The sequence below is a fragment of the Bradyrhizobium sp. genome (assembly GCF_022844465.1).
GTDB lineage: Bacteria > Pseudomonadota > Alphaproteobacteria > Rhizobiales > Xanthobacteraceae > Bradyrhizobium.
In genome coordinates this window covers 194,005-209,364 of the sequence record NZ_JALHLP010000001.1, presented here as the reverse complement: position 1 = coordinate 209,364, position 15,360 = coordinate 194,005, and the positions used below count along the sequence as shown (strand labels likewise).

At 64.3% G+C, this 15,360-nt stretch carries 15 protein-coding genes; all 15 read left to right on the top strand.

Translation table 11 applies throughout. From position 1 onward, the window contains the following. Nucleotides 1–10 precede the first annotated feature (10 nt). The 15 genes from nuoE (at nt 11) to Q0D31_RS00955 (ending at nt 15,320) form a co-directional block, all read left to right on the top strand. Nucleotides 11–622 carry an NADH-quinone oxidoreductase subunit NuoE gene (gene nuoE / locus Q0D31_RS01025; protein ID WP_291842403.1) on the top strand — a complete coding sequence of 204 codons (612 nt, stop codon included), beginning with the start codon at nt 11–13 and terminating at the stop codon, nt 620–622. 47 nt (nt 623–669) lie between these two features. Next, nucleotides 670–834: a hypothetical protein gene (locus Q0D31_RS01020; protein WP_291842401.1), complete on the top strand. Its 165-nt coding sequence runs from the start codon at nt 670–672 to the stop codon at nt 832–834. Between the two features lie 21 nt (nt 835–855). Then, on the top strand, nt 856–2,181 hold the full coding sequence (gene nuoF, locus Q0D31_RS01015; RefSeq protein ID WP_291842399.1) for an NADH-quinone oxidoreductase subunit NuoF: 1,326 nt from the start codon (nt 856–858) through the stop codon (nt 2,179–2,181). Between the two features lie 5 nt (nt 2,182–2,186). Next, on the top strand, nt 2,187–2,675 hold the full coding sequence (locus Q0D31_RS01010) for a hypothetical protein (protein ID WP_291842397.1): 489 nt from the start codon (nt 2,187–2,189) through the stop codon (nt 2,673–2,675). Between the two features lie 7 nt (nt 2,676–2,682). After that, complete coding sequence (gene nuoG / locus Q0D31_RS01005) at nt 2,683–4,758, top strand: NADH-quinone oxidoreductase subunit NuoG (RefSeq protein ID WP_291842395.1); 2,076 nt, start codon at nt 2,683–2,685, stop codon at nt 4,756–4,758. Nucleotides 4,759–4,768: 10 nt separating this feature from the next. Beyond that, nucleotides 4,769–5,839 (top strand): NADH-quinone oxidoreductase subunit NuoH, encoded by a 1,071-nt coding sequence (gene nuoH / locus Q0D31_RS01000; protein WP_291842393.1) that lies wholly within the window; start codon nt 4,769–4,771, stop codon nt 5,837–5,839. Between the two features lie 12 nt (nt 5,840–5,851). Then, nucleotides 5,852–6,070, top strand: a complete 219-nt coding sequence (locus tag Q0D31_RS00995) for a hypothetical protein (protein WP_291842391.1) — start codon at nt 5,852–5,854, stop codon at nt 6,068–6,070. A 37-nt stretch (nt 6,071–6,107) separates the two neighbouring features. Further along, a complete protein-coding gene (gene nuoI, locus Q0D31_RS00990) occupies nt 6,108–6,602 on the top strand; it encodes an NADH-quinone oxidoreductase subunit NuoI (RefSeq protein WP_291842389.1) in 495 nt (164 codons plus the stop codon). Between the two features lie 137 nt (nt 6,603–6,739). Beyond that, nucleotides 6,740–7,378 (top strand): NADH-quinone oxidoreductase subunit J, encoded by a 639-nt coding sequence (locus Q0D31_RS00985; protein ID WP_291842388.1) that lies wholly within the window; start codon nt 6,740–6,742, stop codon nt 7,376–7,378. Beyond that, nucleotides 7,375–7,683: an NADH-quinone oxidoreductase subunit NuoK gene (nuoK, locus tag Q0D31_RS00980; protein WP_291842385.1), complete on the top strand. Its 309-nt coding sequence runs from the start codon at nt 7,375–7,377 to the stop codon at nt 7,681–7,683. The genes Q0D31_RS00985 and nuoK overlap by 4 nt, the downstream gene beginning before the upstream one ends. Before the next feature lie 7 nt (nt 7,684–7,690). Beyond that, a complete protein-coding gene (gene nuoL, locus Q0D31_RS00975) occupies nt 7,691–9,757 on the top strand; it encodes an NADH-quinone oxidoreductase subunit L (protein WP_291842383.1) in 2,067 nt (688 codons plus the stop codon). Next, complete coding sequence (locus Q0D31_RS00970) at nt 9,757–11,268, top strand: NADH-quinone oxidoreductase subunit M (RefSeq protein ID WP_291842380.1); 1,512 nt, start codon at nt 9,757–9,759, stop codon at nt 11,266–11,268. The genes nuoL and Q0D31_RS00970 overlap by 1 nt, the downstream gene beginning before the upstream one ends. 65 nt (nt 11,269–11,333) lie before the next feature. Further along, a complete protein-coding gene (gene nuoN, locus Q0D31_RS00965; protein WP_291842378.1) occupies nt 11,334–12,773 on the top strand; it encodes an NADH-quinone oxidoreductase subunit NuoN in 1,440 nt (479 codons plus the stop codon). Between the two features lie 64 nt (nt 12,774–12,837). Then, on the top strand, nt 12,838–13,650 hold the full coding sequence (locus tag Q0D31_RS00960) for a biotin--[acetyl-CoA-carboxylase] ligase (protein ID WP_291842376.1): 813 nt from the start codon (nt 12,838–12,840) through the stop codon (nt 13,648–13,650). Next, on the top strand, nt 13,650–15,320 hold the full coding sequence (locus Q0D31_RS00955; RefSeq protein ID WP_291842373.1) for a ribonuclease J: 1,671 nt from the start codon (nt 13,650–13,652) through the stop codon (nt 15,318–15,320). Before Q0D31_RS00960 ends, Q0D31_RS00955 begins: the two co-directional genes overlap by 1 nt. Nucleotides 15,321–15,360 lie beyond the last annotated feature (40 nt).

The following is a 15,360-nucleotide window of genomic DNA, read 5'->3' as shown; positions in this document are numbered from 1 at the left end:
GACTGAAACGATGTCCGTCCGCCGCCTCGCACCCAAGGAACTGCAGCCCGCGAGCTTTGCGTTCTCTGAAGAGAACCTTGCCTTTGCAAGGAACGAGATCGCGAAATACCCGCCAGGGCGCCAGGCGTCGGCGGTGATCGCGATCCTGTGGCGCGCCCAGGAGCAGCATCGGGGATGGGTTTCGGAAGCCGCGATCCGCGCGGTCGCCGAGTTGCTGGAGATGCCTTACATCCGCGTGCTCGAGGTGGCGACCTTCTACACCATGTTCCAGCTGCAACCGGTCGGCACCAAGGCCCATGTCCAGGTCTGCGGCACCACGCCCTGCCGCTTGCGCGGCGCCGGCGACCTGATCGAGGTGTGCCAGAGCCGTATCCATCATGATCCCTTCGAACTGTCGAAGGATGGCGATTTCAGCTGGGAAGAAGTCGAGTGCCTGGGCGCCTGCGTGAACGCGCCGATGGTGCTGATCTGGAAGGATACTTACGAGGATCTCACCCGCGAGAGCTTCGGCAAGGTGCTGGACGGCTTTGCCACGGGCAAGCCGCCGAAGCCCGGACCGCAGATCGACCGTCAGTTTTCCGCGCCGGTGGGCGGGCCGACGACGCTGAAGGAAACAACGTGAGACGTGACGCCAAATTGCCCGCGGAAGGGCCGGAGAGGGACAGCGCGATGAGCAAATGGCGCTATATCGGCATGCATGCGATCGTGGCGGCGGCGTTCATTTTTGTCCTGCAGCGCTACGGGCTGAGCGCGACGCTGGAATCCAGCCTGTTGTGGGCGATGATCTTCGGCGGCTGCGCCGCGGGTCTCGCCTACGCCCAGTCCAATCGCTGATCCTTTAGGAAGCTTCAAGTCATGCTCGACGACAGGGATCGCATCTTCAGGAACCTCTACGGCCTTCACGATTGGGGGCTGGAGGGCGCACGTCGCCGCGGCGCGTGGGACGGCACCAGGACGATCATCGACAAGGGCCGCGACTGGATCATCAACGAGATGAAGGCGTCGGGCCTTCGGGGCCGCGGCGGCGCCGGCTTTCCGACCGGTTTGAAATGGTCGTTCATGCCGAAGGAATCGACCGACGGCCGGCCGAGCTATCTCGTGGTCAATGCCGACGAGTCCGAACCCGGCACCTGCAAGGATCGGGAGATCATGCGGCACGATCCGCATCTCCTGGTCGAGGGCTGCCTGCTGGCGAGCTTCGCGATGAACGCGCATGCCTGCTACATCTATGTGCGCGGCGAGTTCATCCGCGAGCGCGAGCATCTGCAGGCCGCGATCGATCAGGCCTATGCGGCGAAGCTGGTGGGCAAGGACAACGTCAATGGCTGGCCGTTCGACATCTATGTCGCCCACGGCGCCGGCGCCTATATCTGCGGCGAGGAGACGGCGCTGCTGGAGAGCCTCGAGGGCAAGAAGGGCCAGCCGCGGCTGAAACCGCCGTTCCCGGCCAATGTCGGGCTCTATGGCTGTCCGACCACCGTCAACAACGTCGAATCGATCGCGGTCGCGCCCGACATTCTCAGGCGCGGCGCGGCGTGGTTTGCCGCCATCGGCCGGCCCAACAATGTCGGCACCAAGCTGTTTTGCATTTCCGGCCATGTCGAGCGGCCCTGCAACGTCGAAGAGGCGATGGGGATTCCGTTCCGTGAATTGATCGAGCGGCATTGCGGCGGCGTTCGCGGCGGCTGGGACAATCTGAAGGCCGTGATCCCCGGCGGCTCGTCGGTGCGCATGGTGCCGGCCGATCAGATCATCGACACGCCGATGGATTTCGACAGCCTCGGAAAGTTGCGCTCCGGCCTCGGCACCGCCGCCGTGATCGTGATGGACAAGTCGACCGACCTGATCCGGGCGATCGCGCGGATCTCCTATTTCTACAAGCACGAGAGCTGCGGCCAGTGCACCCCCTGCCGCGAGGGCACGGGGTGGATGTGGCGGGTGCTGACGCGCATGGCCGAGGGCCGCGCCCACAAGCGCGAGATCGACATGCTGTTGGAGGTGACCAAGCAGGTCGAAGGCCACACCATCTGTGCGCTCGGCGACGCCGCCGCATGGCCGATCCAGGGACTGATCACCCATTTCCGCCACGAGATCGAGGCGCGCATCGACCAGTATTCGCACAAGGCCGACATCGACGACGCCGGCGTGCGCGATCCCACGCACATGGTCGCGGCGGAGTGATGCCGATGGCGCAATCGGGCTTCTGGTGGCAGAGATACGGGACGCTGGCGCAGATGGCGCAGGCGGGGGTGGCCCTGCTCGGCGTTATCGCGATCATGTTGCAGGTCGAGGAGATCCGGAGCAACAACCGGGCGACGAGCGCGCGGCAGGCGTTTCTCGGCTATACAGATCTCGCGTTCAAGAACCCGAAATTCTCGCTGCCCGACTACGAGGCCATCAAGGCCGCCGGCCGCAATGAACGGGAGCAATATGAGAGCTTTGTCTCGTATTTTCTCTATGCCTGCGAGGAGACGATCGCCGCTTTCGCCGACAAGCGCGAGTGGCGGGCCTCCTGTGACTACGAACTAAAGCCGCATTTGCCGTTCCTGTGCGAAAGGGGCGCCGTGGAGCCGGCCTTTCTCGACACTTACGGCCCCGAGACCCGGCAGTGGATCCGGGCGTCGCTGAAGGCCGCCAGCGTTGCACCGCCGGAATGCAAGCCGGGAAAGACGTGAGACAGCCATGACCAAACTGATCATCGACGGCAAAGAGATCGATGTGCCCGCAGAGTACACGCTGCTGCAGGCGTGCGAGGCGGCGGGCGCCGAGATTCCGCGCTTCTGCTACCACGAGCGGCTGTCGATCGCCGGCAATTGCCGGATGTGCCTGGTCGAGGTGAAGGGTGGTCCGAAGCCGGTGGCGAGCTGCGCCTGGGGCGTGCGCGACTGCCGGCCCGGCCCGAAGGGCGAGCCGCCGGAAATCTCGACGCGTTCGCCGATGGTGAAGAAGGCGCGCGAAGGCGTGATGGAATTCCTGCTGATCAACCACCCGCTGGATTGCCCGATCTGCGACCAGGGCGGCGAGTGCGACCTGCAGGACCAGGCGATGGGCTACGGCGTCGATACCTCGCGCTTTGCCGAGAACAAGCGCGCGGTCGAGGACAAATACCTGGGCGCGCTGGTCAAGACGTCGATGAACCGCTGCATCCAGTGCACGCGCTGCGTCCGTTTCTCCGCCGAGGTGTGCGGCGTGCCGGAAATGGGCGCCACCGGCCGTGGCGAGGACATGGAGATCACGACCTACCTGGAACAGGCGCTGAGTTCGGAACTGCAGGGCAATCTGGTCGATATCTGCCCCGTCGGCGCGCTGACCTCGAAACCCTATGCGTTCGCCGCGCGCCCGTGGGAACTTGGCAAGACGCAGTCGGTCGACGTCATGGACGGCGTCGGTTCGGCGATCCGCGTCGACACCCGCGGCCGCGAGGTGATGCGGATCCTGCCGCGGATCAACGAGGCCGTGAACGAGGAATGGATTTCCGACAAGACCCGCCACATCGTCGATGGCTTGCGGACGCAGCGGCTTGACCGGCCCTATATCCGCGAGAACGGCAAGCTCCGCGCCACGTCCTGGCCCGAGGCTTTTGCTGCTATCGCCGCCAAGGCCGGTCGAATCGACGGGCGGCGGATCGGCGCGGTGGCCGGCGATCTTGCGGCGGTCGAGGAGATGTTCGCGCTGAAGGAGCTGTTGGCGAAGTGCGGCTCCGCCAATCTGGCGGTACAGGGCGGCGATGCCTTCGACCCCCGCGCCGGCCGCGCGAGCTACATCTTCAACCCGACCATTGCCGGCATCGAGCAGGCCGACGCGCTGCTGATCATCGGCTCGAACCCGCGCAAGGAAGCGGCCGTCCTCAACGCGCGCATCCGCAAGCGCTGGCGCACCGGTCAACTCAAGGTCGGCGTGATCGGCGCCAGGGCCGATCTCACCTATGATTACGACTATCTCGGCGCGGGTACGGATTCGCTCGGCGAACTCGCCGGCGGCAAGCATTCCTTTGCCAACGTGCTGAAGGAAGCCGCAAAGCCGATCGTGCTGGTCGGCGCCGGGGCGTTCGCCCGCCACGATGGCGCGGCGGTGCTGGCGCTGGCGGCAAAGATCGCGGCTGACCTCGGCGCGTTCAAGGACGGCTGGAACGGCTTTGCCGTGCTGCAGGATACCGCCTCCCGCGTCGGTGCGCTGGATATCGGCTTAGCGCCCGGACCGGGCGGCCTCAACCTCGCGCAGATGACGACCTACGGCACACTCGACGTGCTGTTTCTGCTCGGCGCCGACGAGGTCAAGGTGCCGGACGGCACCTTCGTGGTGTATGTCGGCACCCATGGCGACCGCGGCGCGCATCGCGCCGACGTCATCCTTCCGGGCGCGGCCTATACCGAAAAATCCGGCCTCTACGTCAACACCGAGGGCAGGGTGCAGATCGCCAATCGCGCCGCGTTTCCGCCCGGCGAGGCCCGCGAGGACTGGGCGATCATCCGCGCGCTCTCCGATGTGCTGGGCAAGCGGTTGCCCTACGATTCGCTGCCGGCGCTGCGCCAGGCCATTTCCAAATCGGCGCCGCATTTGATGCGGGTCGACCAGGTCGAGCCCGGCAAGGCCGAGGACGTCAAGGCGTTGGCGGCCAGCGGCGGCAAGATCGACAAGACGCCGTTCACGACGACGATCGAGGATTTCTATCTGACCAACCCGATCGCGCGGGCCTCGGCGGTCATGGCGGAGTGCTCCCGGCTGGCGTCCGGGAAAATGCTGACGGCAGCGGAGTGAGCGTGACCTGATGGCTGATTTCCTCGCAAGCCCGTTCTGGACCGGCTTCCTCTGGCCGCTGATCGTGATGATCGCGCAGAGCGTCCTGTTGCTCGTCGTGCTCCTGGTTGCGATCGCCTACATCCTGCTCGCCGACCGCAAGATCTGGGCGGCGGTGCAGATCCGTCGAGGCCCCAACGTGGTGGGTCCGTGGGGCCTGCTGCAGTCGTTCGCGGACCTCTTAAAGTTCGTGCTGAAGGAGCCGATCATCCCGGCCGGCGCCAACAAGGGCGTGTTCCTGCTGGCGCCGCTGGTGTCCTGCGTGCTGGCGCTCGCCGCCTGGGCCGTGATCCCGATGGATCTCGGCTGGGTGATCGCCGACATCAATGTCGGCGTCCTCTACATCTTCGCGATTTCGTCGCTGTCGATCTACGGCATCATCATGGCCGGCTGGTCGTCGAACTCCAAATATCCGTTCATGGCAGCACTTCGCTCCGCCGCGCAGATGGTTTCCTATGAGGTTTCGATCGGCTTCGTCATCATCACGGTCCTGCTGTGCGCGGGCTCGCTCAATCTCTCCGCCGTGGTCGAGGCGCAGAATACAAGAGGCTTCGCCAGCCTGATCGGCCTGCCGCAGCTGACCTTCCTGAACTGGTACGTCTGGCCGCTGTTTCCGATGTTCGTGGTGTTCTACGTCTCGGCGCTGGCCGAAACCAACCGGCCGCCCTTCGATCTCGTTGAAGCGGAATCCGAGCTGGTGGCGGGCTTCATGGTCGAATACGGCTCGACGCCGTATTTGCTGTTCATGCTCGGCGAGTATGTCGCGATCACCACGATGTGCGCGATGGCGACGATCCTGTTCCTTGGCGGATGGCTGCCGCCGGTGGCGCTGCCACCGTTCACCTGGATACCGGGGGCGGTGTGGTTTGCGCTGAAGCTGTTCTTCATGTTCTTCCTGTTCGCGATGGCGAAGGCGATCGTGCCGCGGTACCGCTACGATCAGCTGATGCGGTTGGGATGGAAGGTGTTTCTGCCGCTCTCGTTGGCGATGGTGGTGATCGTCGCGGGTGTGCTGCAGTTGACGGGGATCGCACCGAAATGAGGGGGAAACACCATGACGCTATCGACCGCCGGCCTGATCGGCGCCGCCGTGGGATTGGCGGCGTCGAGCCTGTTCTATTTCGTGGTGACGTTCTTGCTCAAGCGCCAGCCGGTCGAAACAACCGGCAGTGCGGAGGAGCGCGAACGCGGAGCGGCGGTCATTCAAATGATCTTGCTCGCCGACATTCCGCTCATGACCGCGGTTGGTTACTACGTCGGTCAGCTCCTTTAGTGGTGGCTGGGGCCTGCGGCAGAAAGAGGACCTGCGCATGAGTGTCAATATCAACGCAACGGCCCGCGCGCTCCTGCTGAGCGAATTCGTATCGGCGTTCTTTCTCGCCATGCGGTATTTCTTCAAGCCGAAGCCGACGCTGAACTATCCCTTTGAGAAAGGGCCGATCTCGCCGCGCTTCCGTGGCGAGCATGCGCTGCGCCGCTATCCCAATGGCGAGGAACGCTGCATCGCCTGCAAGCTGTGCGAGGCGATCTGCCCGGCCCAGGCCATCACCATCGAGGCCGGCCCGCGCCGCAACGACGGCACCCGCCGCACCGTGCGCTACGACATCGACATGGTGAAATGCATCTACTGCGGCCTGTGCCAGGAAGCCTGTCCGGTCGATGCCATCGTCGAGGGACCGAACTTCGAATTCGCGACCGAGACCCGCGAGGAACTCTATTATGACAAGGCGAAACTGCTCGCCAATGGCGACCGCTGGGAGCGCGAGCTTGCGAAGTCGATCGAACTCGACGCGCCGTACCGGTGAGGTGAAGGCATGATTGAAATTTCTATGTCATTCCGGGGCGCGCGAAGCGTGAACCACGATGTGCAATTGCACATCGGGGAATCTCGAGATTCCGGGTCTGGTCATTCGGACCATCCCGGAATGACGGGGAACAACCGATGATCCTTCCCGCGCTGTTCTTCTATCTCTTTGCCGGCGTCTGCGTGGCTTCCGCGGTGATGGTCATTGTGTCGCGCAATCCCGTGCATTCCGTGCTCTATCTGATCCTGGCCTTCGTCAACGCCGCCGGCCTGTTCCTGCTGATGGGCGCCGAGTTTCTGGCGATGATCCTGATCGTGGTCTATGTCGGCGCGGTCGCGGTGCTGTTCCTGTTCGTGATCATGATGCTCGACGTGGATTTCGCCGAACTGCGCGAGGGCTTTCTGGAATATGTGCCGATCGGTCTCGTGATCGGCGCGATCTTTCTCGCGGAGTTGCTGCTGGTCGGCGGCAGCTGGGTGATCAATCCCGGTACGGCCAAGCAGATTACGGCGGCGATCCCGACCAATGTCAGCAACACCGAGGCGCTCGGGCTCGTGCTCTACACCCGCTACATCCATTACTTCCAGCTGGCGGGGATGGTGTTGCTGGTGGCGATGATCGGCGCCATCGTGCTGACGCTGCGCCACAAGGCAAACGTCAAGCGGCAGGACATCAACGTGCAAAACGCACGGACACCGGAACTGGCGATGGCCGTGCGCAAGGTGGCGTCGGGCCAGGGGCTGCAGGACGCGGACGCGCCGGAGTGGGTGAAATGACGATCGGGCTCGGTCATTATCTCGCGGTCGGCGCCATCCTGTTTACGCTTGGCATCCTCGGCATCTTCCTCAACCGCAAGAACATCATCGTCATCCTGATGTCGATCGAGCTGATCCTGCTCGCTGTCAATATCAACCTGGTGGCGTTCTCGACCTTTCTGGGCGACATCGTCGGCCAGGTGTTCGCGCTGCTGGTGCTGACGGTCGCCGCGGCCGAGGCGGCGATCGGTCTGGCGATACTGGTCGTCTATTTCCGCAACCGCGGCTCGATCGCGGTTGAGGACGTCAATATGATGAAGGGCTAAGGGCGCAATGGTTCAGGCAATCGTCTTTCTGCCGCTGCTGGGCGCCATTCTGGCCGGCCTGATTGCGATCTTCGGGGCGCATGTGCGCAATCCGAGCGGCGATGCCGTTGAACATCACGATGGCGGGCACGGCGCTCTCGCCCACGCGACGCATGACGACCCTGCGCACGACGATCAGGGCCATGACGACCACCACGCCTCCGAGCCGCCGGCGCAGGGCTCGCGCGCGGCGGAGCTGATTACGACAGGCCTGCTGATGGTCTCGGCGGCGCTGTCCTGGGTGGCGCTGGTCGATGTCGGCTTCATGCAGCACGATGTGCGGATCGCGCTGTTCCCTTGGATCAACTCCGGCGATCTGCAGGTCGCGTGGGCTTTGCGCGTCGATACGCTGACCGCCGTGATGCTGGTGGTGGTCAACACCGTCTCGGCGCTCGTGCATCTGTATTCCATCGGCTACATGGACGAGGACCCGCATCGGCCGCGGTTCTTCGCCTACCTGTCGCTGTTCACCTTCGCCATGCTGATGCTGGTGACGTCGGACAATCTGGTCCAGATGTTCTTCGGCTGGGAGGGCGTTGGCCTCGCGAGCTACCTGCTGATCGGGTTCTGGTACAAGAAGCCGTCGGCGAATGCTGCGGCGATCAAGGCCTTCGTGGTCAACCGGGTCGGCGATTTCGGTTTCGCGCTCGGCATTTTCGCGGTGTTCATGCTGCTCAACACCACCGATTTCGAGACCATCTTCGCCGGCGCGCCGGCGCTGTCGGGCAAGACCATCAATTTCCTCGGCTGGCAGGCGGATGCGCTGACGCTGATTTGCCTGCTGCTGTTCATGGGCGCGATGGGCAAATCGGCCCAGTTCCTGCTGCACACCTGGCTGCCGGACGCGATGGAGGGTCCGACGCCGGTCTCCGCGCTGATCCACGCCGCGACCATGGTGACGGCCGGGGTGTTCATGGTGGCGCGGCTGTCGCCGCTGTTCGAACTGGCGCCCAACGCGCAGGCCGTCGTGATGTTCTTCGGCGCCACCACCGCGTTCTTTGCCGCGACCGTCGGCCTGGTCCAGAACGACATCAAGCGCATCGTCGCCTATTCGACCTGTTCGCAGCTCGGCTACATGTTCGTGGCGATGGGGGCGGGGGCCTATTCGGTCGGCATATTCCACCTGTTCACTCACGCCTTCTTCAAGGCGCTGCTGTTCCTGGGGTCGGGCTCGGTGATCTACGCGATGCACCACGAGCAGGACATCCGCAACATGGGCGGGCTGTGGCGGAAGATCCCCTACACCTATGCCGTCATGGTGATCGGGACGCTGGCGCTGACCGGCTTTCCCCTGACAGCCGGCTATTTCTCAAAGGACGCGATCATCGAAGCCGCCTACGTCTCGCGCAACCCGCTGGCGTTCTACGGCTTCCTGATGACGGTCGTGGCGGCGGGGCTGACCTCGTTCTATTCATGGCGCCTGATCTTCAAGACCTTCCACGGCGAGCCGCACGACCAGAAGCACCACGACGCCGCGCACGAGGCGCCGTTGTGGATGCTGGTCCCGATCGGCGTCCTCGCCGCCGGTTCCATCCTGGCCGGTTTCCCGTTCAAGGAACTGTTCGCAGGCCATGGCGTGGCCGAGTTCTTCCGGGAGTCGCTCAAGATGCACCCGAGCATCATCGACGATATCCACCATGCGCCGCGCGCGGTCGCGTTGCTGCCGACGGTGATGATGGTGCTCGGATTCCTGGTGTCGTGGCTGTTCTACATCCGCCGGCCCTATATTCCGGTCGAACTCGCCAACCAGCACGAGATGCTCTACCGGTTCCTGCTCAACAAATGGTATTTCGACGAGCTATATGAATTCATCTTCGTCCGGCCGGCGAAGTGGCTCGGCGACTTTCTCTGGAAGAAGGGCGACGGCTACGTCATCGACGGCTTCGGGCCGGACGGCGTGTCGGCGCGGGTGCTCGATGTCACCCGCAATGTGGTGAAGATCCAGACCGGCTATCTCTACCACTATGCCTTTGCGATGCTGATCGGCGTCGCGGGGCTGATCACCTGGTTCATGTTCGGGCTGGGAGGCCAGTGATGACGACCTGGCCCATTCTTTCGGTCGTCACCTTCCTGCCGGTGCTCGGCGCGCTGGTGATCTACCTCAACCGCGGCGACGACGAGGCGGCCAGGCGCAATTCGCGCTGGATCGCGCTGTGGACCACGCTCGTCACCTTCGCGGTATCGCTGATCCTGGTCTGGCGTTTCGACGCCACCAACCCTGACTTCCAGTTCGTGGAGAAGGCGAACTGGCTCGCCAGCGGCATCAACTACCACATGGGTGTCGACGGCATCTCGCTGCCTTTCGTGATCCTGACCACCGCCTTGATGCCATTCTGCATTGTCGCGAGCTGGAAGTCGGTCACGGTACGCGTGCGTGAATACATGATGGCGTTCCTGCTGCTGGAAACGCTGATGGTCGGCACCTTCTCGGCGCTCGATCTCGTGCTGTTCTACCTGTTCTTCGAGGGCGGCCTGATCCCGATGTTCCTGATCATCGGCGTCTGGGGCGGCCCGCGCCGGGTCTACGCATCCTTCAAGTTCTTCCTGTACACGCTGCTGGGCTCGGTGCTGATGCTGCTGGCAATCATGGCGCTGTACTGGAACGCCGGCACCACCGATATCCCGACCCTGATGCGCACGGCGGTGCCGCGGTCGTTGCAGACCTGGGCGTGGCTGGCGTTCTTTGCCTCGTTCGCAGTGAAGATGCCGATGTGGCCGGTGCATACCTGGCTGCCGGACGCCCATGTCGAGGCGCCGACGGCGGGATCGGTGATCCTGGCGGCGATCCTGCTGAAGATGGGCGGCTACGGCTTCCTGCGCTTCTCGCTGCCGATGTTCCCGCTGGCCTCGCACGACTTCGCGCCGCTGATCTTCTCGCTGTCGGCGATCGCCATCGTCTACACCTCGCTGGTGGCCCTGATGCAGGAAGACATCAAGAAGCTGATCGCCTATTCATCGGTGGCGCATATGGGCTTCGTCACCATGGGCATCTTTGCCGCCACAACCCAGGGGGTGGCGGGCGGCATATTCCAGATGGTGTCGCACGGCATCGTCTCGGGCGCGCTGTTCCTGTGCGTGGGCATCGTCTATGACCGCATGCACACGCGCGAGATTGCGGCCTATGGCGGCCTCGTCAACCGCATGCCGCTTTATGCGCTGGTGTTCATGGTATTCACCATGGCCAATGTCGGCCTGCCCGGCACTAGCGGCTTCGTCGGCGAGTTCATGACGCTGCTCGGCACCTTCAAGGTCTCGATCCCGACCGCGACCATCGCCACGCTCGGGGTGATCCTGTCGGCGTGCTACGCGCTCTGGCTCTACCGAAAGGTCGTGTTCGGTGCGATGTACAAGCCGGCGCTCGCCGGTATCAAGGATCTGACGTTCCGTGAAAGCCTGCTGCTGTTCCCGCTGGTATTCCTCACCATCCTGTTCGGCATCTATCCGAATCCGGTGCTCGACATGTCGGCGGCTTCGGTCCAGCAACTCGTCAATAACTACAATGCCGCCGTGACTGCCGTGAAGGCAGCCGCGCTGGTGGTCCAATAACGTTGCGTTTGCAGGTGAAGCGGATGCCGTTTTGCCTGAACAAAGCGCGCCAGGGATAGTTCGACATGAGCTTTTCGAGTGCAGGTTATCAGTTGCTGCCGGTGCTGCCGGAACTGGTGCTGGCGGTTGGGGCCATGGCGCTGCTGATGCTCGGCGCCTATCGCGGCGGCGAGGGAACCACCCGGCTGGTCACCGCCCTGGCGTTCGCGCTGCTGGTCGTCACCGGCGCGCTGGTACTGCTGCTGCCCGCCGGCAAGCTGATGACCTTCGGCGGCAGCTTCATCGTCGATGATTTTGCCCGCTTCCTGAAGATCCTGGCCCTGATCGCTTCGGCGGCGACCGTGATCCTTTCGGTGGAGTTCCTGGCCGATCCGTCGCGGCGCATTTTCGAGTACCCGATCCTGGTGCTGCTCTCCACGCTCGGCATGATGGTGCTGATCTCGGCCGGCGACCTGATCATGCTCTATCTCGGGCTCGAGTTGATGTCGCTTGCGCTGTATGTGGTGGCCGCCAGCAACCGCGACAACGTCAAGTCGACCGAGGCCGGGCTGAAGTACTTTGTGCTCGGCGCGTTGTCGTCGGGCATGCTGCTTTACGGCGCCTCGCTGATCTACGGTTTCACCGGGACAGTCGATTTTGCCGGCATCGCCGCCGCGGTGAAGACCGGCAGCGTCGGCATCGTCTTCGGCCTGGTGTTCCTGTTGGCCGGGCTCTGCTTCAAGGTCTCGGCGGTGCCGTTCCACATGTGGACGCCCGACGTCTATGAGGGCGCGCCGACGCCGGTCACCGCCTTTTTCGCTTCGGCGCCGAAGGTCGCGGCGCTGGCGGTATTTACCCGCGTGACGCTGACGGCGTTTCCGGGCATCGTCCCGCAATGGCAGCAGATCGTCGTGTTCGTCGCCATCGCCTCGATGGCGCTGGGATCGTTCGCCGCGATCGGGCAGAAGAACATCAAGCGCCTGATGGCCTATTCCTCGATCGGCCATATGGGGTTTGCGCTGGTCGGCCTTGCGGCGGGCACCGTCGAGGGCGCGCAGGGCGTGCTGGTCTATATCGCGATCTATGTCGCGATGACGCTGGGTTCCTTCGCGGTGATCCTGACGATGAAGCGCAACGGTCAGCCGGTGGAGCAGATCGGCGATTTCGCCGGGCTGTCGCGCACCAACCCGTTGCTGGCGTTCTTTTTCGCGATGCTGCTGTTCTCGCTGGCCGGCATTCCGCCGCTGGCGGGTTTCTTCGCCAAATGGTACGTGTTCGTGGCCGCGATCAAGGCGGATCTGTTCACGCTCGCCGTTATCGGCGTGCTAGCAAGCGTCGTGGGCGCGTTCTACTATCTCACCATCATCAAGGTGATGTATTTCGACGAGCCCGCCGGACAGATCGATCCGATGCGGGTCGAGCTACGGACGGTGCTGGCGGTAGCCGGCATCTTCAACATCCTCTTCTTCGTCTATCCGGGGCCGCTGGTCAGCGTCGCCACGGCCGCGGCGAAGTCGCTGTTCTAGAGCGCATGATCCCGAAAGAGCGGCCCCGCTTTTCGAAGCGGATCATGCGCAGAAAAAACTGGAAATGACCTTCTCGCTCGGTCCCAAGGCCCTGACGGCGGGGTATCGGCTCGTCGCCTTCGATCGGATCGGCTCGACCAACGCCGAAGCCATGTCGCGCGCCCGCGAGGGCGAACGCGGCCCGATCTGGTTCGTCACGCCGGAACAGACCGCGGGGCGGGGCCGCCGGCAGCGCGCCTGGGTCGCCCCGCGCGGCAACCTCGCCAGCAGCGTTCTCGAAGTCATGGACGTCTCGCCGGGCATCGCGGCCACGCTGGGCTTTGCCGCGGGCCTGGCGCTGGAGCGCGCGCTGCAACAAGTGAGCGTCGAAGCCAATGTGCGGCGGGCCGGCGCGAACCCGCTGAAATACGCCCTGAAATGGCCCAACGATGTCATGGCGGAGCGGAAGAAGCTCGCCGGCATCCTGCTCGAAGCGGAGGCCGTGGCCGGCAACCGGCTTGCGGTGGTGGTCGGCATCGGCACCAACGTCGTCGCTTCGCCTACGGATACGCCGACCCCGGCGACTTCGCTGGCTGCGCTCGGTGTCGAGGTCGATGCGTCGGAGCTGTTCACCGCACTGTCGGAGGCCTGGGTCGAGCTTCACGGCATCTGGGACGGGGCCCGTGGCTTTGCCGAAATCCGCAAGCTGTGGCTGGAGCGGGCGTTTGGCCTTGGCGAAGCGGTCGCGATCCGCACCGGCGCCGAGACTATCGAAGGCACTTTCGATACCATCGATGACGTGGGATGCCTGATCGTCCGGACGCTGGAAGGCACGCGCAAGCCGATCGCCGCGGGCGAGGTCTATTTCGGCGCGGCGGCGTCCATGGGAGCAAGCTGATGGCGCGGCCTGACGAATTGACCTTTGCGCCGCTCGGCGGCGTCGGCGAGATCGGCATGAACCTGTCGATCTACGGGCTCGGCAACCGCCACCAGCGGTCCTGGCTTGCGGTCGATCTCGGCGTCTCCTTTGGCGACGAGGAGCATCTGCCGGGTATCGACCTGATCATGCCCGACATCCGCTTCCTGGAAAAGGAGCGCAAGAACCTGGTCGGCCTGGTGCTGACGCATGCCCATGAGGACCATTTCGGCGCGATCATGGATCTGTGGCCGAAACTGCAATGCAAGATCTACGCGACCAAGTTCAGCGCCGCGCTGTTCGAGGCCAAATGCGCCGCCGAGCGCAATCCGCCGAAAATCCCGGTGACGGTGGTGCCTTCGGGCGGCCGCATCGAACTCGGGCCGTTCGGCGTCGAGTTCATCCCGGTCGCGCATTCGATTCCGGAATCGCATGCGCTGGCGATCCACACCTCCGCCGGCACCGTGCTGCATACCGGCGACTGGAAGATCGATCCGACGCCGATCATCGGCCTGCCGACCGACGAGCGGCGGTTGCGCGAACTCGGTGACGCCGGCGTGCTGGCGCTGATCGGGGATTCCACCAATGCAGTGCGCGAGGGACGATCGCCCTCGGAGACCGAGGTCGCCGCCACCATCACCAAGCTGGTGATGGCGGCGAAGGGCCGGGTTGCCGTGACGACATTCGCCTCCAACGTCGCCCGGCTGAAGGCGGTGGCGATCGCGGCCAAGGCCGCCGACCGCGAGGTGGTGGTGGTCGGCCGCGCCATGGAGCGGGTGGTGCAGGTCGCCCGCGAAACCGGCTATCTCGACGGCGTGCAGAACTTCCGCGGCGCCGACCTCTACGGCCATTTTCCGCCCAACAAGGTGCTGGCGCTATGCACCGGCAGCCAGGGCGAGCCGCGCGCGGCGCTGGCGCGGATCGCCAATGACGACCATCCGCAGGTGACGCTGAACAAGGGCGACTGCGTGATCTTCTCCTCGCGCACCATCCCCGGCAACGAGAAGGCGGTCGGCGCCATCATCAACGGCCTGGTGACCCAGGGCATCGATGTCATCACCGACCGAACCGATCTGGTCCATGTTTCCGGCCATCCGCGCCGCGACGAGCTGCGCGACATGATCTCGTGGGTGCGCCCGCAGCTCTTGATCCCCGTCCACGGCGAAGCCCTGCATCTGGCCGAGCACGCCAAGCTGGCGCGCGCCGCCGGCGTCCCCAAGGTCGTGGTCTGCCGCAACGGCGATCTGGTCAAGCTCGGACCTGGCGACCCCGGCATCATCGAGCAATTGCCGTCGGGCCGGCTCTACAAGGACGGCAATATCCTGGAGGACTCGAAGTCCCGCGCCGTGGTCGAACGGCGGCGGATGGGGTTTGCGGGATGTGCATTCGTGGCGATCGCCCTGACCGACAAGGGCGAACTGGTCGACGACCCCGAGGTTGATCTTGTCGGCATCCCCGAGAAGAATGCGGCCGGCGAGGTCATCGACGAGATCGTGTTCGACGTGGTGGTTTCCACGGTCGAGGGCCTGCCGCGGGTGCGGCGGCGCGACGCCGACGCGACGGCGGAATCGGTTCGCCGCGCGGTGCGTGCGGTCATCAACGAGCACTGGGGCAAGAAGCCGATCTGCCTCGTTCATGTTCTGACGGTTTGACGCGCGGGGTGGCGCGCCAGAGGGTGATGGAGGGAATTTC